The organism is Rhodococcus sp. 06-1474-1B, from assembly GCF_002258885.1.
In the GTDB taxonomy this organism is placed as follows: Bacteria; Actinomycetota; Actinomycetes; order Mycobacteriales; family Mycobacteriaceae; genus Rhodococcoides; species Rhodococcoides fascians.
The window spans coordinates 544381-566776 of record NZ_NOYR01000023.1 but is presented as its reverse complement, the minus strand read 5'-3'; the positions used below and the strand labels follow the sequence as shown (position 1 = coordinate 566776).

Genomic DNA, 22396 nt, shown 5'->3' with positions numbered 1-22396 from the left:
CCGACGCGACCATGGACTATGCGAGACCCGCTTCGATCTCGTCACGCAACTGCGTCGCCGCCGCACGCAACGCCGTCACCGACGGACCCGCCGCCAGCACACTCCGAGAGGAGTTCGGCAACAGCAGCTCTCGGCAATCACGGAAGATCTCTGCCAGATCGTTCACCGTGGCACCTTGGGCACCCAAGCCGGGCGCGAGCACCGGCCCGCGGTAGCCCGACAGATCGAGGCCGTGATCGCGGGTGGCGCCGACCACCAGGCCCACCGTGTCTGCATCGACGCGGTTGCGCGCAGCCGCCGCGTCGACGATCGACTGCGCAACGGACCCACCCGTCGACATCGACGCGTGCTGCAGCGCGGAACCTTCCGGATTCGACGTCCGGGCAAGGACGAACACACCGCGGTCGTTTGCGACAGCTCGGTCGATCGCCGCACCCAACGAGTCGAACCCCAGGTACGGCGACACCGTGACGGCATCGGACGACAACGGAGAACCCGGCTCCAGCCACGCCTGCGCGTACGCATCCATCGTCGTTCCGATATCGCCGCGCTTGGCATCGGCGATCACCAACGTGCCTGCCTCCCGCAACACCCCGACAGTGCGCTCGAGAACCGCATAGCCGGCCGAACCGTACGACTCGAAGAACGCCACCTGAGGCTTGACGACAGCCACCTCACCGACGAACGCCTCCACACACAGCTCGGCGAAGACCTCGAGACCGTCCGCCGAGCGCGGCAGGTCCCACGCCTCGAGCAGAGCCGGATGCGGATCGATGCCGACGCACAGCCGACCGCGCGCGGCGACCGCTGCCCGGAGCCGGTCCGACCAACTGTGGTGATGACTCACGGCAGAACCAGGCCTTCCTTCAGACCCGCATGCAGATCCTGCAGGGAACGAACACCGATTCCACCGGCGATGGCTGCCTCGATGCCCTGCACTGCGGCCGACGCACCCTGCACCGTGGTGATGCACGGAATGTTCTGCGCCACAGCGGCACTACGAATCTCGTATCCGTCGACGCGGGGACCGGAGTTGCCGTACGGGGTATTGATGACCATCGCGATGTCGCCGGCCAGAATGCGGTCGACGATCGTCTGCTCACCCTCCGGGACATCCTCGCCCGACTGCTTGTACACCTGCTCGCACTTGATTCCGTTGCGCCGCAACACATCTGCGGTTCCTTCGGTGGCCAGGATGTCGAACCCGAGATCGGCGAGTCGTTTCACCGGGAAGATCAACGACCGCTTGTCCTTGTTCGCCACCGACACGAATACTGCACCGCCGGCGGGCAGCGAACCGTACGCGGCGGTCTGACTCTTGGCGAAGGCGGTACCGAAATCGAAGTCGATTCCCATGACCTCGCCGGTGGACTTCATCTCCGGGCTGAGCAGTGTGTCGACGCCGGTTCCGTCCGCGCGGCGGAACCTGTTGAACGGCAACACCGCTTCCTTGACGGCGATGGGCGCACCCGCCGGGACGGTGCCACCGTCTCCGGTCTCGGGCAGGATTCCCGCAGTCCGAAGTTCGGCGATGCTCTCCCCCAACATCACTCGGGCGCAGGCCTTTGCCAGCTGCACGGCCGTCGCCTTGGACACGAACGGCACCGTCCGGCTGGCCCGAGGGTTGGCCTCGAGGACGTACAGGATGTCGTCCTTGAGGGCGTACTGCACGTTCAGCAGGCCCTGGACACCGATTCCCTTCGCGAGGGCTTCGGTCGATCGACGCACGTTCTCCAGGTCGGTCTTGCCGAGCGTGATCGGCGGCAGCGCACATGCGGAGTCGCCGGAGTGGATGCCGGCCTCCTCGATGTGCTCCATGATGCCGCCGATGTACACCTCGGTGCCGTCGCAGAGCGCGTCGACGTCGATCTCCACGGCATCTTCCAGGAACCGGTCGACCAGCACCGGTCGGTCGTCCGAGATCTCCGTCGCATTGGAGATGTAGGTCGCCAGGGATGCCTCGTCGTAGACGATCTCCATACCGCGTCCGCCCAGCACGTACGACGGGCGCACCAACACCGGGTAACCGATTCCTGCGGCGATCTCACGCGCCCCGTCGAACGTCGTCGCGGTGCCGTACTTGGCTGCCGGCAGTCCTGCCGCGTCCAGTACCTTGCCGAACTCTCCGCGGTCCTCGGCGAGGTCGATGGCCTCGGGAGAGGTTCCGACGATGGGTACGCCTGCGGCTTTCAGTCGCTTCGCCAGACCGAGCGGGGTCTGTCCGCCCAGCTGCACGATGACTCCACGAACCGTGCCCGACGCCGCCTCTGCTCGGTAGACCTCGAGCACGTCCTCGAACGTCAGCGGCTCGAAGTACAGGCGGTCGGCGGTGTCGTAGTCGGTGGAGACGGTCTCTGGGTTGCAGTTGACCATGACCGTCTCGTAGCCGGCCTCGGACAGCGTCAGCGCCGCATGCACACAGCTGTAGTCGAATTCGATGCCCTGACCGATACGGTTGGGACCGGATCCGAGGATCAGTACCTTGGGCCGGTCCGGCTGCGGGGCAACCTCGGTCTCGGCTTCGGGGTCGAGCTCGTAGGTGCCGTAGTGGTACGGGGTCTTGGCCTCGAACTCCGCCGCACAGGTGTCGACGGTCTTGTAGACCGGGTGCACACCGAGCTCGTCGCGCAGCGCCCGCACTCCGTCCTCACCGTCGAGTTCGGGGCGCAGAGCGGCGATCTGACGATCGGACAGACCGTGGTACTTGGCCTGACGCAGCAGCGCCTCGTCGAATTCGGCCGCCTCGCGAACCTGGACGCCGAGTTCGTGGATCTGCTGGAACTGGTCGAGGAACCACGGGTCGATCTTGGTCGCCTCGAACAGCTGCTCGAGGGTGGCACCGAGAGCGAATGCCTTCTCGAGCCCGTACATCCGACCGTCCTGCGGTACGGACAGGTCCTTCAGCAACGCTTCCAGACTTTCTGCCTCGACCTCGGGGCCGGTCCAGTAGCCCGCGCGCTTGGTTTCGAGCGAGCGCATCACCTTGCCGAAGGCCTCGGTGAAGTTGCGGCCGATGGACATCGCCTCGCCGACGGACTTCATCGTCGTGGTCAGCGTGCCGTCGGCACCGGGGAACTTCTCGAACGCGAATCGTGGTGCCTTGACCACCACGTAGTCCAGCGTCGGCTCGAAGCAGGCCGGCGTCTCCTTGGTGATGTCGTTGACGATCTCGTCGAGGGTGTACCCGATGGCCAGCTTGGCGGCCATCTTGGCGATCGGGTAGCCCGTGGCCTTGGACGCCAGAGCCGACGAGCGTGACACTCTCGGGTTCATCTCGATGACGACCAGTCGGCCGTCGGCCGGATCCATCGCGAACTGGATGTTGCAGCCACCGGTGTCGACGCCCACCTCGCGCAGGATGTCGATGGAGAGGTCGCGCATCTTCTGGTACTCGCGGTCGGTCAGCGTCATCGCGGGCGCAACGGTGACCGAGTCACCGGTGTGCACGCCGACCGGGTCCACGTTCTCGATGGAACAGACGATGACCACGTTGTCGCGGCCGTCACGCATGAGCTCGAGCTCGTATTCCTTCCAGCCGAGGATGGACTCCTCGATCAGCACGTTGGCCGTCGGGGAGGCCGCCAGGCCGCCTCCCGCGATCCGGGTCAGATCCTCGTCGTTGTAGGCCAATCCCGAACCGAGCCCACCCATCGTGAACGACGGCCGGACGACGACCGGGAAACCGAGCTCGGCGACGGTCCCGCGCACCTCGTCCATCGTGTAGCAGACGGCCGACTTGGCGGATTCTCCACCGACCTTGGCGACGATGTCCTTGAACTTCTGTCGATCCTCGCCGCGCTGGATCGCGTCGAAGTCGGCCCCGATCAGTTCGACGCCGTACTTGGTGAGAATGCCCTGATCGTGCAGAGCGACAGCAGCATTGAGAGCCGTCTGTCCGCCCAGGGTCGCGAGCACGGCCTGGATGGGGTGGCCCTGCTCGGCCTCGCGAGCGAAGATCTTCTCGATGAACTCCGCGGTGATCGGCTCGACGTACGTCGCGTCGGCGAACTCCGGGTCGGTCATGATCGTGGCCGGGTTCGAGTTGACGAGGCTGACCCGCAGTCCTTCCTCACGAAGCACTCGGCAGGCCTGAGTGCCGGAGTAGTCGAACTCGCAGGCCTGGCCGATGACGATCGGGCCCGATCCGATGACCAGGACGTGGTTCAGGTCTGTGCGGCGTGGCATTACTTCTTCTCCTGAAGGACGCTGGTGAAACGGTCGAAGAGGTAGGCGGCGTCGTGTGGGCCGGCCGCGGCCTCGGGGTGGTACTGCACCGAGAAGGCGCTGCCGCCGATCAGCTCGACGCCCTCGACGGTGCCGTCGTTGGCGCAGGTGTGGCTGATGCGCGCCCGGCCGAAGTCGGTGTCGAACTCCTCGCCTGCTTCGCCTTCGAGTGCGAATCCGTGATTCTGTGCGGTGATCGCGATGCGACCGGTGGTGTGCTCGATCACCGGGATGTTCATGCCGCGGTGGCCGAACTTCATCTTGTACGTGCCGCGACCCAGTGCCCGCCCTAAGATCTGGTTGCCGAAGCAGATGCCGAACAGCGGCAGCTCTCGTTCGAGTACCTGCCTGGTCAGCGCGACACTCGTGTCTGCCGTGGCCGGGTCTCCCGGGCCGTTGGACAGGAACACACCGTCCGGGTTCAGTTCGAGAACCTGCTCGATGCTGGTGTTCGACGGCACCACGTGCACGCGGATACCGCGCTCGGCGAACATCCGTGGAGTATTGGTCTTGATACCGAGATCGACTGCCACGACGGTGAATCGAGCATCGCCGGTCGGTTCGATGGTGTACCCGGCACCGGTGGTCACCTCACCGGCGAGATCGGCACCGAGCATGGACTGCTGACCGACCACCTGCTCGAGCATCTCGTCCGAGGTGCCGAGGGCGTCGCCCGAGAACACTCCCGCTCGCATCGAACCGCGGGTGCGCAGGTGGCGGACGAGGGCGCGCGTGTCGATTCCGGCGATGCCGACGACGTTCTGCGCCTCGAGCTGATCCTGCAGAGTTCCGGTCGAACGCCAACTCGAGGTGCGGCGCGCTGGATCTCGGACGACGTAACCGGCGACCCAGATCTTGTTGGGATCCTGGGCACTGGCCGCCTCGCCGTCCTCCTGATTCCAGCCGGTGTTGCCGATCTGCGGAGCCGTGGCCACCACGATCTGGCGGTGGTAGCTCGGATCGGTCAGCGTCTCCTGGTATCCGGTCATACCGGTGCAGAAGACGGCTTCGCCGAGCGTGCGCCCCTGGGCCCCGAACGCGGTGCCGCGGAACGTCCGGCCGTCCTCCAGAACAAGAACTGCGCTGCTCACGCGGTTTCCTCCTTGGTTTCTCCGGTGAAACCCTCTGTCCACACCGGGTAGATCTGCTTGTCGTCGGCCCTGAAGCCGGTGTCTATTTCGGTCCCCGTCGGCAATTCCCATCGGATGACCAGGAGACCGTCCTTGGTCATGACCTTGCCTGCGAGTCCGCGCTCGGTACGGATCGCCCGGATCGATTCGTTCGGAATCCAGATGGGTGACTCGCCGTCCCGATCGAGGAGGATTCCCTTCTCGTGTCGTGACAGCTCGCCGGTGGCGCGGTGGCCGATGTCGCCCACGGCGATCCGGTCCTGCCAACTCGGCGCAATGGTGCTGCCGACGTAGAGCCCGGTGGCCGGCTGGATTCGGTTGGCACCCAGATCGTCCGGCACGGCCGGGAACTCGCCGATGCGTCCTTCCTGACGCTTCTGACGCCCGCGCCAACCCCAGAAGATCAGCGCGATCATCAGCGCCCAGAACAGGATGAAGCCGATGACGATGAGAACTCTGTCCACGGCTCTACTCCCCTGCCCTGTTCGCCACGACTCCGTCGCGGACGGTGATACGTCCACGGAAGACGGTCGTGGTCACCTTGGACGAGAAGCTCATGTCCTCGAACGGTGTGTTGTGTGCGACGCTGGCGAGCTTCTTGCCCGACACCGTCCAGTCGGCCTGCGGATCGACCAGCGTCAGGTTGGCGATTTCGCCCACCTCGATCGGACGGCCCTGATCGGCCAGGCCGACGATCTCGGCCGGGCGTTCGCTCATGACCCTCGCCACACCGCGCCAGTCCAGCAGACCCGGGTTCACCATCGTGTCGACGACGATTGACAGCGCGGTCTCCAGTCCGAGCATCCCGGGCCGCGCGATGGAGAACTCACAGCATTTGTCCTGCTCGGCATGCGGTGCGTGATCGGTTGCCACGCAATCGATCACGCCGTCGGCAAGACCCTTGCGCAACGCGTCCACGTCGGACTTCTCGCGCAACGGCGGGTTCACCTTGTTGACGGCGTCGTACGTCTCCAGACGCGAGTCGTCGAGGAGCAGGTGATGGGGCGTTACCTCGGCGGTGATCGAAATTCCCTGCCCCCGAGCCCATTTCAGCAACTCGACGGTGCCGGCAGTGGAGGCATGGCAGATGTGCACCCGCGCATTCGCGTCCCGAGCGAGGAGGGCATCGCGCGCGACGATCGATTCCTCGGCGGCACGCGGCCAACCGGTGAGACCGAGCCGGGCGGCGTTGGGACCCTCGTGAGCGACCGAACCGACGGTCAATCGCGGCTCTTCCGCATGCTGGGCGATCAACACTCCGAGCGAACTCGAATACTCCAGTGCGCGACGCATGATCAGTGGGTCGTCGACGCAGTGGCCGTCGTCGGAGAACATCTTGACCCGACCGACCCCGGTAGCCATCGTGGCCATCTCGGCCAACTGCTTGCCTTCGAGCCCCACGGTGACGGCCCCGACGGGGTGCACGTCGACGAGCCCGACTTCCTGTCCGCGGCGCCACACATGGTCGGTCACGACGACCGAATCCGCGACCGGCGAGGTGTTGGCCATGGCGAACACGGCGGTGTACCCACCCAGAGCGGCTGCGGCGGAGCCGGATTCGATGGTCTCGGTGTCTTCCCGACCGGGCTCCCGCAGATGGGTGTGCATGTCGACGAAGCCGGGCAGCAGAACCTGGCCGCGCGCCTCGACCACGTCGGCACCGTCGGCGTCGACGTCAGGCCCGATCTCGACGATCTCCTCGCCAGTGATCAGGACGTTCGTTTCGGGGCCCTCGCCGTACAGCAGGACTCCACGCAGCAGTACCGACGGTGCCGGAGCGGTCATGATGCTCCCCCGTCCGAACCGACCAGCAATCGGAACAGGACTGCCATCCGCACGTGAACTCCATTCGTAACCTGTTGCAAGACTGCAGTTTTGGGCGAGTCGGCCACCGAGGACGCGATCTCCATACCGCGCAGCATCGGCCCCGGATGCAGCACCACGGCGTGCTCGGGCAGCAAGTCGAGTCGGCGCTGCGAGAGCCCGTACGTGATCGAGTACTCCCGCGCCGACGGAAAGAACCCGCCGTTCATCCGCTCGGCCTGCACCCGAAGCATCAACACCGCGTCCAACCCGGGTAGCTCGGCATCGATGTCGTGCGAGACCCGAACCGGCCAGCCCTCGACACCGACCGGCAGCAGAGTCGGCGGCGCTACCAGCACGACGTCGGCTCCGAGGGTGGACAGGAGAATCGCATTCGATCGCGCTACCCGGCTGTGCAGAACATCGCCGACGATCGCGATGCGGCGACCGGCGATATCGCCCAGGCGTTGCCGAACCGTCAGGGCATCGAGTAGCGCCTGAGTGGGGTGTTCGTGGGTACCGTCGCCCGCATTGATGACCGCAGGACCGGCACCAGCGGAACGGCTATCGAGACCAGCGCCTTGGTCGGCGGTCCACCGGGCGATTTGGTGCGCGGCACCCGACGCAGGGTGGCGGACGATGAGTGCGTCGGCACCGGCCGCGCGCAGGGTCATCGCAGTGTCGCGGAGGGACTCCCCCTTGGATACCGACGAACTGCTGGCACTGACGTTGATCACATCGGCGCTCATCCATTTGCCCGCGACCTCGAACGACACCCGAGTTCGGGTGGAGTTCTCGAAGAAGACGGTCATGATCGTCCGGCCGCGCAACGTCGGCAGCTTCTTGACCTCGCGACCGAGCAGTGCCTGCTCGAAACGCTCGGCCTCGTCGAGCAGTTCGGTGGCGGATTCCGCAGTGAGGTCGGCGACCGACAGCAGGTGTTTCATCGCGTCGATCCTCCCTCGGACAAGCTGACGCCATCCCGCCCGTCGTGCTCGGAGAGCAGTACCGAGACGTCCTCGGAGCGGGCCGTGGGCACGTTCTTGCCCACGTAATCCGCCCGGAGGGGAAGTTCGCGGTGGCCGCGATCGATCAGGACCGCGAGTTGGACGGCGCGAGGGCGTCCGAGATCGCGCAGCGCGTCGAGCGCCGAGCGGACGGTACGGCCGGAGAACAGCACGTCGTCGACCAGAACGACCAAAGCATCGTCGACTCCGCCGGTCGGCACCGAGGTGCGTTCGAGTGGACGGTGCGGTTTGTTGCGCAGATCGTCGCGGTACAGGGTGATGTCGAGCGAGCCGAGCGGGGGCCGCACGCCGGAGAACGCCTCGATACGTTCGGCGAGACGCTCGGCCAGGGTGGTACCGCGAGTGGGAATGCCCAGTAGCACGACACGCGGCGAGTCGGGAGCGTCGAGCGCGGTCTTCTCGATGATCTGGTGAGCCATGCGAGAGATGGTCCGACCTACATCGGCTGCGGACAGCAGCTCACGGACGGCAGAATCGGCGGATGAACTTTCGGGCGCAGGCAAACTACGACCTCCTTCTCCGCCTCTCTGGACGGATCGTTAAAGGATGTCTGGCACTAGAACTGCGTAAAGCCTAGCAACGCTCTGCGAACCGAACCCACCAGGCTCGCAGAGCGTTCGGTCACACTGCCGTGGACGGGTGTGTCACAGATCGGAGTCGACCGTCGCATCGTCCGGGCCTGCGGCCTGGGGACGCGACGACACAGCAGCCGCAGCGGCGCGAACCTGCGGTGCCACGAGCACGATCTGGCCGAGTACACCGTTGACGAAGCCCGGCGAATCGTCGGTGGACAGCTGCTTGGCCAGCTCGACGGCCTCGTCGACAGCAACGACCGGTGGGACGTCGGTGGCGTGGAAGAGCTCCCACACCGCGACCCGCAAGATCGCCCGATCGACTGCGGGCAGGCGACCGATCGTCCAATCCTTGAGATGATCGGCGATCACGCCGTCCAGTCGGTCCAGGTTCTCTGCCACCCCCTCGACCAGCGTGGAGGTGTACTCACTGACCGGTGCGATCGTGTCGTCGCCGCGCGCGAGTTCGATCCGTTCGCTGGTCAGATTCACCGGGTCGACGTTGCGCGCTTCTGCCTCGAACAGGAAATCCACGGCACGCTTGCGGGCCTTGTGGCGCGCACCCAGCTTCTTCGCGCCGGGGACGCCGTTCTGCGAACCGGAGGATGTCGACTTCTTCGATGACACGTTAGGAGTTCACACGCCCGAGGTAGTTGCCGTCACGGGAATCGACCTTGAGCTTGTCGCCGGTGTTGATGAACAACGGCACCGAGATCTCAGCTCCGGTCTCGAGCGTGGCCGGCTTGGTGCCACCGGTCGAGCGGTCTCCCTGCAGGCCGGGGTCGGTGTGCTTGACCTCGAGCTCGACGGTGACGGGAAGCTCGACGTACAGCGGGACGCCCTCGTGCATCGCGACCTGGACGCGGAGGTTCTCGAGCAGGAATCGCGCGCCGTCGCCGACGGTCGCCTCACCGATGGAGAGCTGGTCGTAGGTGTCGGCATCCATGAACACGTAGTCGCTACCGTCGTGGTAGAGGTACGTCATGTCGCGTCGGTCGACCGTTGCGGTCTCGACCTTCACACCGGCGTTGAACGTCTTGTCGACGACCTTGCCCGACAGCACGTTCTTGAGCTTGGTTCGCACGAACGCAGGCCCCTTACCGGGCTTGACGTGCTGAAATTCGATGATCGACCACAGCTGGTTCTCCAGGTTGAGAACCAGTCCGTTCTTGAAATCGCTGGTGGAAGCCACTTGCTTCGCGTCTCCTCAATCGTTTGTGCGCGTGACGCGCCGTCGGTCACGTGCGGGATTCGCTCCCGCCCGCGCGCTAGACGGACGTGAGTTCCTTGCTTGTCAGGGTGAGCAGTTCCGGACCCTCGTCGCGAACGACGAGTGTGTCCTCGATCCGAACGCCGCCGCGGCCGGAGAAGTAGACACCCGGTTCGACCGTGACCGCTGCACCGCTCAGCAGTGTACCGGTGCTCGACTTCGCGATTCCCGGCGCTTCGTGAATTTCGAGGCCGACTCCGTGACCGAGCCCGTGCAGGAAGTACTCGCCGTACCCTGCCTCCTCGATGACCGACCGCGATGCGGCGTCGACCGAAGCGGTCTCGATACCGGGTGCCAGCGCCTCGCGGCCTGCGGCCTGCGACCGCTGCACCAGTTCGTACAGCTCGCGCTGCCACTGCGCCGGCTCGCCGATGACGAAGGTGCGCGTCATGTCCGAGTGGTACCCGTCCACCAGCGCGCCGAAGTCCAGCTTGACGAAGTCCCCCTCGGCCAGGACGGCGTCGGTCGGCCGGTGATGCGGCACCGCGGAGTTCACCCCGGCGGCGACGATGGTCTCGAACGAGACGGCGTCGGCACCGTGATCGAGCATCAGCGATTCGAGCTCGCGAGCCACCTCACGCTCGGTCCGGCCCGCACGAATCCCGCCGCCGCTCAGAAGCTCGGCGAGCGCGTCGTCGGCGGCGCGGCACGCGTCTCGAAGCACACCCACCTCGTACTCGTCCTTGACCATGCGCAGCGATTCCACGACTCCCGGCGCACGCACCAGTTCGAGGCCGCCGTCGAGCTGAGCCCACGCACGATGGGCGTCGACCGTGACCACATGACTCTCGAAGCCGACACGGGTGCCGCGACCGGAAATACCGGCACCGAGCAGGTGCAGCGCCGACGCGCGGTCGATCTCTGCGCGCAAATCGGGAACCTGCTCGGCGACCTGGGTGACGTAGCGGCCGTCGGTGCAGATCACTGTTCGCTCGTCACCTCCGGTCGACACGAGCAGCGCGGCATTCGAGCCGGTGAAGCCGGTCAGGTAGCGCACATTGAGCAGGTCGGTGATCAGAATCGAGTCGAGGCCGTCCTGGGTCAACAGCTCTCGCAAGGCACCGCGGCGGGCGCCGAAATCAGCAGACATGTTCCCGACATTACTGGTCGGCCGTCAACGGATCGGGAGCCTCGGCTGCGCCGCCCCCACGGCGAACCTGTGGGCCCCGACACACAATCGGCCACGTGCGGATATGCTGTGCCGCATGACTGGGTGGGCAGTGCGTGGCATAGGTATGGCTTTGATCAACGTCGTCGCTCGACTGCTGCTGGGGGCAGCGGTGTCGATGTGGCCTCTGAGCGGTTCGGCGCTGCGATGGGTGGCGTATGCCCTCGTCGTGCTCGTCATCGCCGTCTGGGCCGGCATCGACGGGATCCGCGACCGACGCAGGAACCCCGACCCGGACAAGGGCGAGGACCTGACGATGGTCTGGCTGAAGGCTGCTGTGGTCGGCGGCCTGCTTGCCGGATTGATCAGTTGGATCATCGATTTCTTCGTCGACTTCAGCCTGGGCCAGAACGGACTGATCTTCGAGCTGACCTCGGGCGCAGCGTTCACGATCCTGACGGTGTTCGTCGTCGCGAGCATCGCGATGTTCGTCGGCAGGCAGATCGTCAACCGCGAGGCGAAGAAGAAGTTGGCCACCTCCGACGCCGAGCGAGCACACGAGCGCCAGCTGGTGAACGCGGGCTCGGCCGAGCGGGCGGACCAGGCGGGCACACGGTCGCAGGCCGAACCGCAATGGGCACCCGAGCACGGCGAGGCCGACACCGAGGTGTTCTCGGCTGTCGACGCCGACGGCAAGCCCCGGATGGACAAGCGCGGCAACCGTCACGGGAGCGCCGACGGCTCCTGATCCACGCGGCACACGTCCAACGGGCGGTGGTCGATGCACCGATGCATCGACCACCGCCCGTTGTGTGTTCAAAGCGTGTGGCAGGCGTACAACACCTGGATCTACAACATGATGGCGGAACCACCGGCCGCCGGAGCCTCGCGCCCCACAGCCGAGAAAGCCGCGACGAGCAGAGCCGGGTCCGGGCCCTCGAGTCGACCGGGCTTGGCCAATCCGTCCAGGACGACGAATCGAAGCAGGCCTGCGCGGTTCTTCTTGTCCGTCTGCATTCCCTTGAGCAGATCCGCGAACGCGTGCTCGTCGTAGGTCACCGGCAGACCGACCGATTCGAGAATCGCCCGATGGCGGTCCGCGGTCGCGTCGTCGAGCCGGCCCGCCAGACGACCGAGCTCGGCGGCGAACACGAGCCCGACCGACACCGCGGCTCCGTGCCGCCAGCGATACTGCTCGCGTCGCTCGATGGCGTGGGCGAGGGTGTGCCCGTAGTTCAGGATCTCCCGTAGATTCGATTCCCGCAGATCGGCGGCCACGACCCTGGCCTTGACTTCCACGGACCGTCTGATGAGCTCCGGCAGTACGTCGCCGGTCGGATCGAGCGCCGCAGCGGGGTCTGATTCGATGATGTCCAGAATCACCGGGTCGGCGATGAAGCCGGTTTTGATCACCTCGGCCAGGCCCGACACGATCTCGTTCTTCGGCACTGTCTCGAGTGTCGCGAGGTCGACCAGCACCGCGGCCGGTTCGTGGAACGAGCCGACCAGGTTCTTGCCGGCATCGGTGTTGATTCCGGTCTTTCCACCGACGGCGGCGTCGACCATGGCCAGCAGAGTCGTCGGAACGTGGACGATTCGAACGCCGCGCATCCACGTCGCCGCAACGAAACCGGCGAGATCGGTGGCCGCGCCGCCGCCGAGCGAGACGATGGCGTCACTTCTGGTCAGGCCGATGCGTCCCAGCACCTCCCAGCAGAATCCGGCGACCGCGAGGTCCTTGCCGTCCTCGGCGTCCGGAATTTCGATGCGGTGTGCATCGATCCCCTTGTCCGCCAACGCTGCTCGCACTGCTTCGGCCGTCTCGGCCAGGGGTGGCTGATGGAAGATCGCGACCGTCGCGGTTCCGGCGAGCTCGTCGACGAGGTCCGTCAACAGGCCTCGGCCGATGATCACCGGGTAAGGGTTGGCACTCTCGACCTGGACGCGTACGGGCTCTGTCATCGAATCACCTTCATCTACTGGGGGTTTCGTCGTTCACTTCGCGAACGGGCACCGGTGCGAGAGCAGTGAGCTTGGCCACCAACTGATTCACGACTCGGGCCGGACTACGACTGTCCGTCCGCACTCGCACGGTGGCAACCGAGCGATAGAGGGGGCGGCGGTGACGCATCAATTCCTGGTACTTGGCGCGCGGGTCCGGGCCCGCGAGCAGTGGCCGAGACGTGTTGGCTCCCGTTCGCCGAAGCCCCTCCGACACACTGATTTCCAGATAGACCACAGTGTGCGCAGCAAGCAGCTTCCGGGTTGCAGCCGACAACACGGCTCCGCCGCCGAGGGAAAGAATGCCGTCGTGCGAGGCCAGGGCATCGGCGACGATCCGCTCTTCGATCTCGCGAAATGCAGGCTCACCGTCGTGCGAGAAGATATCCGCAATGGTTCGCCCGGTTTTTCGTTCGATGGCCACGTCGGTATCGAACAGATCCAGATTCAACGCCTGGGCCAGTCGCCGTCCGATGGTCGATTTTCCTGCACCCGGCGGTCCGACGAGGACCGCGTACGGGCTCATCGCGGAGGTCGGGCGGCGGTGCCCTTCACGTAGTGGTCGACGTTGCTCGTCGTCTCCGCCAGCGAATCCCCACCGAACTTCTCCAACGCTGCCTGCGCGAGCACGAGGGCAACCATCGTCTCTGCCACGACTCCGGCGGCCGGAACAGCGCATACGTCCGAGCGCTGGTGGATGGCAACCGCTTCGTCGCCGGTCGACATGTCCACCGTCGACAGAGCGCGGGGAACCGTGGAGATGGGCTTCATCGCGGCACGCACCCGCAGAGCCTCGCCGTTGGTCATTCCGCCTTCGATCCCGCCCGCGCGGTTCGTCGAGCGGAGAACTCCGTCGGGCCCTGGCTTGATCTCGTCGTGTGCGACACTGCCGCGTCGGCGCGCGGTCTCGAAACCGTCGCCCACCTCGACACCCTTGATCGCCTGGATGCCCATCAGCGCAGCCGCCAGTCTGGCGTCGAGCTTGCGTTCACCCGAGACGAACGAGCCGAGGCCGACCGGCAGTCCGTGCACGACGACCTCGACGATGCCGCCGAGGGTGTCGCCGTCTTTCTTGGCGGCTTCGATCTCGGCGATCATGGACTCCTCGGCGGCCTTGTCGAAGGCCCGTACCGGAGACTCGTCGATGGCATCGATGTCCGCGCCCGCGGGCGGCGGGCCGACGTAGGGATCCGAGGCACCGATGGAGATCACGTGCGAGACGACGTCGATGCCGAACGCCTGCTTCAGGAACAGCCGCGCGACCGTTCCGATCGCCACCCGCGCCGCGGTCTCACGCGCACTGGCACGCTCGAGCACCGGGCGTGCGTCGTCGAAACCGTACTTGAGCATCCCGGAGAAGTCGGCATGCCCGGGTCGTGGTCGAGTCAGTGGAGAGTTGCGGGCCAGATCGGCGAGGACGGCCTCGTCGACGGGGTCGGCCGACATCACCTGTTCCCACTTCGGCCATTCGGTATTACCGACCTCGATCGCCACCGGCCCGCCCATGGTCCGGCCGTGACGAACGCCGCCCGTGAGGGTCACCTTGTCCGCTTCGAACTTCATGCGGGCACCGCGGCCGTAACCGAGGCGGCGGCGAGCGAGTTGGCGAGCAATGTCGTCCGAGGTCACCTCGACTCCCGCGACCATTCCTTCGAGGATGGCGACGAGAGCGGGTCCGTGGGATTCTCCGGCAGTTATCCAGCGCAGCACTCGAACATCTTTTCACGTCGTGGCCGCCGCAACTGCCAGCAGGGTGGCCGCGCACATCGACGGCCCGTGCGCGATGCGCGCACCGGGGTATCCGCAGACCGCCGCGATCGACCCCACCACGGCTGTGGCCACCGGCGCCGCCAACGCCGCGACGGTCCACCCGGCTGTACCGCCCAGGCAAGCGATCGAACCCACCGACCAGGCGAGCTTGACGTCACCCGCGCCGAACGCCCTCGGCGCACCGAGATGAACCACGAGGTAGATGCCGAACAGCAGCCCGCCGCCCAGCAGAGCCTGAGCCGAACCCGTCGCCACCAGCACTGCCGGAACCACGACCGCACCGGGAACGGTCAACACGTTCGGCAGCCGGCGACACCGCAAGTCGACGGCGATCAGCGCTGCGAACCACCACGTCAGTACGCACCAGGTGATCAGCCCCCACGACGCGGCATCCGGGCTCTCCCCGAACCGCCACCACGCCCACCCGGATCCGAGGACACACAGCGCTGGTAGAAGACGCGGCTCCCATCGACGCAACACGACGCGCAGCACCACACCGGCGACCGCACCGACCGTGACGGCAACACCCAGACTCCACATGGCTCGAAGCGTCGCACCGAGACGAACCGAGTTGCGCGCACAGTCCAGGTCACGAAAAGACCTGTGGACAACCGCCGCCCTGTGCACAGCCATACCCGACGGGCGCAGATCGAGGTCGCTCGCCGGTCGACCACAGACGCGGCTACAGAACGACGCCGAGCGCCTCTCGCATGGCCGATCGTGGTGCCGGCATACCGGTGAATTGCTCTACCTGCCCGTAGGCCTGGTTGAGCAGCATCGACAGTCCGCTGATAACCGTTCCGCCGGCGTCGTCGACCGCAGCGGCGAGTGCGGTCGGCCAGGGTTCGTAGATCGCATCGAGTACGACGGGTGCCCGGCCGAGAGCGGCCGCGAAGGGGGCAACCCCGGCTGCGGGGACGGTGCTGACCAGCACGGCCGACGCCGCTGCGACGTCGGCGAGCCCGGGATCGCTCAACTGCGCGAAGTCGGCGCGGAGCCCGGCGGCCACCGCGCACTCGAGAGTGGCCGTCGCACGATCGGCCGATCGAGCAACCACCGTGACCGACGCGGCACCCAGTGTTGCCAGTGCCACGATCGCGGGTCTCGACGTACCTCCTGCACCCACCACCGTCACGGCGGCACCGGTCAGATCGTCGATTCGAGCATCTCGCAGTGCGCCGACGACGCCGTCCACGTCCGTGCAGTCCGCCCGCCATCCCGACGCCGTCCGCAGCAGAGTGTTGGCCGACCCGGCCAGGACGGCGCGTTCGGTACGGTCCGAAGCGTACGTCAGAGCAGCGACTTTGCCGGGCATCGTCACCGACACGCCGACCCAATCCGGCCCGAAACCGTCGACCAGTCCGGGAAGTTGCTCGGCCGTGCACTCGATGCGGTCGTAGGTCCACTCGTCGAGGCCGAGGGCGCGGTAAGCCGCCCGATGGAGCACCGGTGACTTCGAGTGCTCGATCGGGCTGCCGAGTACGGCGGCACGCATGTCAGCGGCCGCTGTCGAGGAATCCGGCTTCCACCTTGCCGATGTTGGCCAGGTGCTCGTCGTAACTGCGGGTGAACAGCGTCTCCCCAGCCTGGTTGATGGTCACGAAGTACAGCCAGTCTCCGTCGGCCGGCATCTCGACGGCCTGTACCGCACCGATGCTCGGGGACGAGATCGGAGTGGCGGGCAGCCCTTCGCTGGCATAGGTGTTCCAGGGCGTCACCGTGGCGCGATCGGCGTCGGTGGTGGCCACCTCGGTGGTGTCGAGCGAGTAGTTCACCGTCGAGTCGAATTCGAGCTTCTGCGGCACCGCGAGACGGTTGAGGATCACCCGCGCCACTTTGCTGAAGTCCTGCGGCAGGGATTCACGCTCCACCAGCGAGGCCGCGACGAGTGTGTCGTACGGGGTCAGTCCGGAGTTGCTGCCCGCGGTGAGGATTCCGGTGTCCTCGTACCGGGTGGCGCTCTCGGACACCAATTGCTTCAGGATGTCCGCAGGAGCGGCGCTGGGATCGAAGTCCCACGTTCCGGCGGAGATCAGACCCTCGAGTTGCCGGTCTCGGTCCGGCACGCCCTCGACGCGGTCGGTTGCCCACTGCGGCACTCCCAGGGCTGCCGGATCGTCGACCGCTCCTGCTGCGTTGAGATCGTCGTAGCTGATGCACGTCGGACTGCCGCTGCCGGTCCGATCCACGCAGCTGGCCTCGGAGATCAAGGTGTAGATCCCCTTCTTGACCGAACCGGTGTTGACGTCTCTCGCGTCGTGGAGTTGACGCCCCTCCGAGATGACCATGTTTCCCACCCGCGAGGCAGGATCCACCAGCTCCTCGACCGCGCGGGAAGCCGGAACACCGCTGGTGAGCAGGTAGAAGCCCGGCTGGACCGACGTGATCGCATTGTTCTGCAGCGCAGCTTCGAGGAACGCTCCGGAACTCGCCACCACGCCCTTGTCCGCAGCCTCGGTACCGATCTGCTGGGCGGTGTCGTTGGGATGGACCTGAACCACGACTCCGTCACCGGACGAACCGGCCGCGAAGTCCTCGTTCGGTGTCGTTCGATTCCCGAACTTGTTCACTGCGAAGTACCCCCCTCCTGCCACGGCGACGACCAACAGCAGCCCGAGAACCAGGGCGACGACTCGGCCACGACGCTTCCGGCTGGACGCGGCGCGTTCCCTGCGACCGGCGGCGCGGCTCCGACCCACGGCCTGCGGCATCGCTCCGGCATCCGGGTCGACTGCCGGGCCGCCGCCGGCCTCGCGGTCCGCACGACGGGTGCCCTGCGTATGCGGTTCACTGCGTTGCGGCGGCCGGGACCGATTCATACTCCGGTGGAACTCACTGCCCTCGTCCACGCGATACCCGATCGGATCGGTGTGGGCCTCGTCCGGGGCCACCCGCCGTCGACCCCGATCATCGGACCCATGGTTGCTCACTCGTCGACCTCCGTCGATCCTGAATTCGTCGTTGCTCGATGCGCCGCGGCCCGTCGTTCGTCGAGCCAACCCTGCAGTATCGCTACCGCGGCGGCCTGGTCGATGACCGATCGCTGATCCTTCGCGCGCACACCACTCTCCCGTAAGGCACGCGACGCGCTCACCGTAGTCAGTCTCTCGTCGGCCATGCGAATCGGCACGCCGGCCAACCGCCTGTGCAGAGAACGGCCGAATCTCTCCGCCGCGTCGACTGCACTTCCACGTTCACCGCGCAACGTCCGAGGCAGTCCGATGACGACCTCGACGGCCTCGTACTCGGCGATAATTTCCGCCACCCGGACGACGTCCGGCGCATCGGGTCCCTTGACCTTGGACCGCGGCACCGTTTCGACGGGCGTCGCGAGGACGCCGTCGGGGTCGGACGACGCGACGCCGATGCGAACGCTCCCGACGTCGATGCCGATGCGTCTGCCGCGGCCCGGATCGTCGACGCCGGGTCGATCGGGGCCTCGCCCCTGAGTCGGCACGATCGTCAGTGGGTGGTGAGTTCGGTCAATCGCGCCCGAGCGGCGTCGATCCCTGCGGCGATGCCCGCGACATCCGAGCCCGATCCCTGGGCGAGTTCGGGCTTGCCACCACCTCGGCCACCGATGCTCGGACCGAACGACGCGACCAGCTCGCCGGCCGCGATTCCGGCTTCCTGGGCGGCCTTGTTCACCGAGACCACGAACGGGACCTTGCCGCCGACCGTGCCGAACAGCACGACGACGGCCGGATCGGTGCCGAGTCGGCCGCGGATGTCGGTGGCGAGCGTCCGCAGGTCGTTGCCGCCGACGCCGTCGGGTGCCTGCGCGACGACTGCTCGCACGTCACCGAACCGTTCGGCCTTACCGACGTACTCTCCCGCCGAGGCCAAAACGGCCGCGGCTTTGACCGACTCCAGTTCCTTCTCGGCGACCCGAAGACGCTCGACCAGGTTCTCGATGCGCGCCGGCACCTCCTCGGACGGGACCTTCAACGACGACGCGACGCCGGCCAACAGCGCGCGTTCCTTCGCCAGATAGCGGTACGAGTCGAGGCCGACGAAGGCTTCGACGCGGCGTACTCCCGAGCCGACCGAGGATTCGCCGAGGATGGTGACCGGACCGATCTGCGACGAGTGTTGGACGTGAGTGCCACCGCACAGTTCCATCGAGAACGGCCCGCCGATCTCGACCACGCGGACCTCGTCGCCGTAGTTCTCGCCGAACAGCGCCATGGCCCCCATCTTCTTGGCGCTGTCGAGGTCGGTGACGAGGGTGTTGACCTCGTAGTCCGAGCCGACCGCATCGTTGGCGACATTCTCGATGTCGTCGCGCTGCGCCTCGGACAACGATCCCTGCCAGGAGAAGTCGAAACGCAGGTACCCCGGCTTGTTCAGCGAGCCTGCCTGCGTCGCATTGGGTCCGAGCACCTGGCGCAGTGCAGCGTGGACCATGTGCGTGCCCGAGTGCCCTTGGGTCGCACCCTTGCGCCAGGCGTGGTCGACGTCGACGTGCACGGTGTCGCCCTCGGTGATCTGGCCGGCGTCGACCACGGACTTGTGGGTCCACACCTTCTTGGCGATCTTCTGCACATCGTTGACCTTGACGGTCAGGCCGGGTGCGGTGATGGTGCCGATGTCGGCGATCTGACCACCTGATTCCGCGTACAGCGGGCTGCGGTCGAGGATGATCTCCACGCTCTCGCCGGCGACCGCGGTCGGAACCCGAACGCCGTTGGAGATCAACGCGAGAACCGTTGCCTCGGACCCGAGTTCGTCGAACCCGGTGAACTCGGTCGGCGAACCGTCGACGAAATCCTTGTAGACGGTGAGGTCGGCGTGTGCATGCTTGCGCGCGCGGGCGTCCTCTTTGGCGCGAGTGCGTTGCTCGGCCATCAACGAGCGGAATCCGTCTTCGTCCACGGACAGTCCGGCCTCGGCGGCCATTTCGAGCGTCAGGTCGATCGGGAACCCGTAGGTGTCGTGCAGCGCGAAGGCTTCGGCACCGCCGATCTTTTTCGCGCCCGACGCCTTGACGGCCTCCGCGGCACCCTCGAACAGCCGCGAGCCCGACGTCAGGGTCTTGAGGAAGGCGGTCTCCTCCCCCACTGCGACGGTGAGGATGCGATCGAAGTCCGTGACAAGGTTGGGGTACGACTCGGCCATGGTGTCGCGGACGACGGTGATGAACTGCGCCATCGTCTCGTCGGGTGCGCCGAGGAGTCGCGCGGATCGGACGATGCGACGCAGCAGGCGCCGAAGCACGTAGCCGCGGCCGTCGTTGCCGGGATTGACTCCATCGGAGATCAGCAATGCAGCGGTGCGCGCGTGGTCGGCGATGACGCGGAAGCGGACGTCGTCGTCGTGGTTACTGCCGTAGGTCCGACCCGACAGCTCCTCTGCCTTGGCGATGACCGGCCGCACGAGATCGGTCTCGTACACGTTGTCGACGCCTTGGAGCAGGAATGCGACGCGCTCGACGCCCATGCCGGTGTCGATGTTCTTCTTCGGCAGTGGGCCGAGGATCTCGAAATCGTGCTTGCTGATGCCTTGGCCGCGTTCGTTCTGCATGAACACGAGGTTCCAGATTTCGATGTACCGGTCCTCGTCGGCTTCTGGGCCGCCTTCGGCACCGAACTCGGGGCCTCGGTCGTAGTAGATCTCCGAGCAGGGCCCACAGGGTCCGGGGATTCCCATGGACCAGTAGTTGTCGGCCATTCCACGACGCTGGATGCGTTCGTCGGGCAGACCGGCGATCTCCTTCCACAGCTCGATCGCCTCGTCGTCGTCGAGGTAGGCCGTGGCCCAGATCCGCTCGGGATCGAACCCGTAGCCGCCGTCTTCGACGCTGTCGGTCAGCAGGGTCCAGGCATGCTTGATCGCGTCACGCTTGAAGTAATCGCCGAACGAGAAGTTTCCGGCCATCTGGAAGAACGTGTTGTGCCGAGTGGTGATACCGACGTTCTCGATGTCGAGGGTGCGCACGCACTTCTGGACGCTCGTCGCCGTCTTGTACGGCGGCGTCTGCTGCCCGAGGAAGAACGGCACGAAGGGAACCATGCCCGCATTGACGAACAGCAGGTTCGGATCGTCGAGGATCAACGACGCACTGGGTACTTCGGTGTGTCCCGCCTTCACGAAATGGTCGAGGAAACGCCTGCGGATCTCATGGGTCTGCACTGATACAGGTTAGCGTCGTCAGACCCTGTGCCGATTCGAGGGCCTATCGGCCTCGGATGATGCGCCGCAGTTTCCCCACCCTGGTCGCGATTTCGCGCTCGGCACCGTGTTCGGTGGGCTCGTAGTAGTTCACGCCCACCAGTTCGTCGGGCGGATACTGCTGCCCCAGCACGCCACCCGGACTGCTGTGCGGGTATTTGTATCCGACCGCGTTGCCCAACCCCTGGGCACCCTTGTAGTGGCCGTCGCGTAGATGCGGAGGCACCGATCCGGACTTGCCTGCGGCGACGTCGGCCATGGCCGCTCCGAGGGCGCCGATCACGGCACCGGACTTGGGCGCTGTCGCCAGGTGAATGGTTGCCTGCGCCAGCGCCAGTCGCGCCTCCGGCATTCCGATCATCTGCACGGCACTCGCCGCGGCGGTGGCCGTCTGCAGTGCGGTGGGATCGGCCATCCCGATGTCCTCGCTCGCATGGACGACGAGCCGCCGCGCGATGAAACGGGCGTCCTCCCCCGCGGTGATCATGCGCGCGAGGTAATGGAGTGCGGCATCGACGTCGGATCCCCTGATCGACTTGATGAACGCGCTGATGACGTCGTAGTGCTGGTCGCCGTCACGGTCGTAGCGCACCGCGGCCTTGTCGACACTGGCCTCGACCGTCGCGAGGTCCAGCGTTCCGTCGGTTGCGGCACCCGCTGCCGCCTCGAGGGCCGTCAACGCTCGGCGGGCGTCACCGGCCGCGAGCCGCACCAGGTGATCCATTGCGTCCTCGGCGATGGTCACCGCACCGTCCAGGCCTCGGGGATCGTTTGCCGCACGGGTCAGCAACAGTTCGATGTCCTCGGAGCGGAGCGGCTGCAATTGCAGCACCAGCGATCTCGACAGCAGTGGTGACACCACCGAGAAGGACGGATTCTCCGTCGTGGCGGCCACGAGCAACACGATTCGGTTCTCGACGGCGGCGAGCAGTGCGTCCTGCTGCGTCTTGGAGAAACGGTGGACCTCGTCGATGAACAACACGGTCTGCTCACCGGACAACAGCCGGCGGCGCGCGAGTTCGATGACGTTGCGCACTTCCTTGACCCCGGCCGACAGGGCGGACAACGCCTCGAACTTGCGACCGGTCGCCCCCGAGATCAACGACGCCAGCGTGGTTTTTCCTGTTCCGGGCGGGCCGTACAGCATCACCGAGGACGCTCCGGATCCCTCGACGAGACGACGCAACGGTGCGCCGGGTGCCAGCAGATGAGACTGTCCGACGACCTCGTCGAGCGTCGTCGGTCGCATGCGTACCGCGAGCGGTGCGTCGGGTCGCGTGTACGTGGAAGTCGGACGCGGCTCGTCGATCATCGGATCC

20 protein-coding genes are annotated in these 22396 nt (G+C 66.3%); 1 reads left to right on the top strand and 19 read right to left on the bottom strand.

The window, feature by feature from the left end; all coding sequences use genetic code 11:
• Positions 1-16 precede the first annotated feature (16 nt).
• The 10 genes from pyrF to CH266_RS12850 form a co-directional block, all read right to left on the bottom strand.
• Positions 17-847, bottom strand: a complete 831-nt coding sequence (pyrF, locus tag CH266_RS12895) for an orotidine-5'-phosphate decarboxylase (protein ID WP_094643178.1) — start codon at positions 845-847, stop codon at positions 17-19.
• Positions 844-4185 (bottom strand): carbamoyl-phosphate synthase large subunit, encoded by a 3342-nt coding sequence (gene carB, locus CH266_RS12890; protein ID WP_094715390.1) that lies wholly within the window; start codon positions 4183-4185, stop codon positions 844-846. The genes pyrF and carB overlap by 4 nt, the downstream gene beginning before the upstream one ends.
• Positions 4185-5426, bottom strand: coding sequence for a glutamine-hydrolyzing carbamoyl-phosphate synthase small subunit (gene carA, locus CH266_RS12885; RefSeq protein ID WP_373454737.1), 1242 nt, complete (start codon positions 5424-5426; stop codon positions 4185-4187). Before carA ends, carB begins: the two co-directional genes overlap by 1 nt.
• The gene (locus CH266_RS12880; protein WP_027496983.1) at positions 5312-5818 is read right to left on the bottom strand and encodes a PH-like domain-containing protein; all 507 of its coding nucleotides are present in this window, start codon (positions 5816-5818) and stop codon (positions 5312-5314) included. The genes carA and CH266_RS12880 overlap by 115 nt, the downstream gene beginning before the upstream one ends.
• A 4-nt stretch (positions 5819-5822) precedes the next feature.
• Positions 5823-7139 (bottom strand): dihydroorotase, encoded by a 1317-nt coding sequence (locus CH266_RS12875; RefSeq protein WP_094643176.1) that lies wholly within the window; start codon positions 7137-7139, stop codon positions 5823-5825.
• The gene (locus CH266_RS12870; protein ID WP_094643175.1) at positions 7136-8104 is read right to left on the bottom strand and encodes an aspartate carbamoyltransferase catalytic subunit; all 969 of its coding nucleotides are present in this window, start codon (positions 8102-8104) and stop codon (positions 7136-7138) included. The genes CH266_RS12875 and CH266_RS12870 overlap by 4 nt, the downstream gene beginning before the upstream one ends.
• Positions 8101-8688 (bottom strand): bifunctional pyr operon transcriptional regulator/uracil phosphoribosyltransferase PyrR, encoded by a 588-nt coding sequence (gene pyrR / locus CH266_RS12865; RefSeq protein WP_027496980.1) that lies wholly within the window; start codon positions 8686-8688, stop codon positions 8101-8103. Before pyrR ends, CH266_RS12870 begins: the two co-directional genes overlap by 4 nt.
• A gap of 141 nt (positions 8689-8829) precedes the next feature.
• Positions 8830-9384 (bottom strand): transcription antitermination factor NusB, encoded by a 555-nt coding sequence (gene nusB / locus CH266_RS12860; protein ID WP_032365740.1) that lies wholly within the window; start codon positions 9382-9384, stop codon positions 8830-8832.
• A 1-nt stretch (position 9385) separates the two neighbouring features.
• On the bottom strand, positions 9386-9949 hold the full coding sequence (gene efp / locus CH266_RS12855) for an elongation factor P (protein WP_027496978.1): 564 nt from the start codon (positions 9947-9949) through the stop codon (positions 9386-9388).
• 76 nt (positions 9950-10025) lie between these two features.
• The gene (locus CH266_RS12850; RefSeq protein ID WP_032388425.1) at positions 10026-11117 is read right to left on the bottom strand and encodes a M24 family metallopeptidase; all 1092 of its coding nucleotides are present in this window, start codon (positions 11115-11117) and stop codon (positions 10026-10028) included.
• A 115-nt stretch (positions 11118-11232) separates the two neighbouring features.
• On the opposite strand from CH266_RS12850, the gene CH266_RS12845 reads away from it, so the two are divergent.
• A complete protein-coding gene (locus CH266_RS12845; protein WP_027496976.1) occupies positions 11233-11883 on the top strand; it encodes a B-4DMT family transporter in 651 nt (216 codons plus the stop codon).
• A gap of 101 nt (positions 11884-11984) precedes the next feature.
• Here the strand turns inward: CH266_RS12845 and aroB are convergent, their stop codons facing one another.
• The 9 genes from aroB to CH266_RS12800 form a co-directional block, all read right to left on the bottom strand.
• The gene (aroB, locus tag CH266_RS12840; RefSeq protein WP_032365738.1) at positions 11985-13097 is read right to left on the bottom strand and encodes a 3-dehydroquinate synthase; all 1113 of its coding nucleotides are present in this window, start codon (positions 13095-13097) and stop codon (positions 11985-11987) included.
• Positions 13098-13107: 10 nt separating this feature from the next.
• Positions 13108-13662, bottom strand: coding sequence for a shikimate kinase (locus CH266_RS12835; RefSeq protein WP_027496974.1), 555 nt, complete (start codon positions 13660-13662; stop codon positions 13108-13110).
• Positions 13659-14846, bottom strand: coding sequence for a chorismate synthase (gene aroC / locus CH266_RS12830; RefSeq protein ID WP_027496973.1), 1188 nt, complete (start codon positions 14844-14846; stop codon positions 13659-13661). The genes CH266_RS12835 and aroC overlap by 4 nt, the downstream gene beginning before the upstream one ends.
• Positions 14847-14858: 12 nt before the next feature.
• Complete coding sequence (locus tag CH266_RS12825; protein WP_080729239.1) at positions 14859-15446, bottom strand: prepilin peptidase; 588 nt, start codon at positions 15444-15446, stop codon at positions 14859-14861.
• A gap of 142 nt (positions 15447-15588) precedes the next feature.
• On the bottom strand, positions 15589-16401 hold the full coding sequence (locus CH266_RS12820; RefSeq protein ID WP_094715389.1) for a shikimate dehydrogenase: 813 nt from the start codon (positions 16399-16401) through the stop codon (positions 15589-15591).
• 1 nt (position 16402) lies between these two features.
• Complete coding sequence (locus CH266_RS12815) at positions 16403-17836, bottom strand: endolytic transglycosylase MltG (RefSeq protein ID WP_080729238.1); 1434 nt, start codon at positions 17834-17836, stop codon at positions 16403-16405.
• Complete coding sequence (gene ruvX / locus CH266_RS12810) at positions 17833-18366, bottom strand: Holliday junction resolvase RuvX (protein ID WP_032370485.1); 534 nt, start codon at positions 18364-18366, stop codon at positions 17833-17835. Before ruvX ends, CH266_RS12815 begins: the two co-directional genes overlap by 4 nt.
• A 2-nt stretch (positions 18367-18368) precedes the next feature.
• A complete protein-coding gene (alaS, locus tag CH266_RS12805; protein ID WP_032370484.1) occupies positions 18369-21038 on the bottom strand; it encodes an alanine--tRNA ligase in 2670 nt (889 codons plus the stop codon).
• 43 nt (positions 21039-21081) lie between these two features.
• The gene (locus tag CH266_RS12800) at positions 21082-22389 is read right to left on the bottom strand and encodes a replication-associated recombination protein A (protein ID WP_371828011.1); all 1308 of its coding nucleotides are present in this window, start codon (positions 22387-22389) and stop codon (positions 21082-21084) included.
• Between the last annotated feature and the right edge of the window lie 7 nt (positions 22390-22396).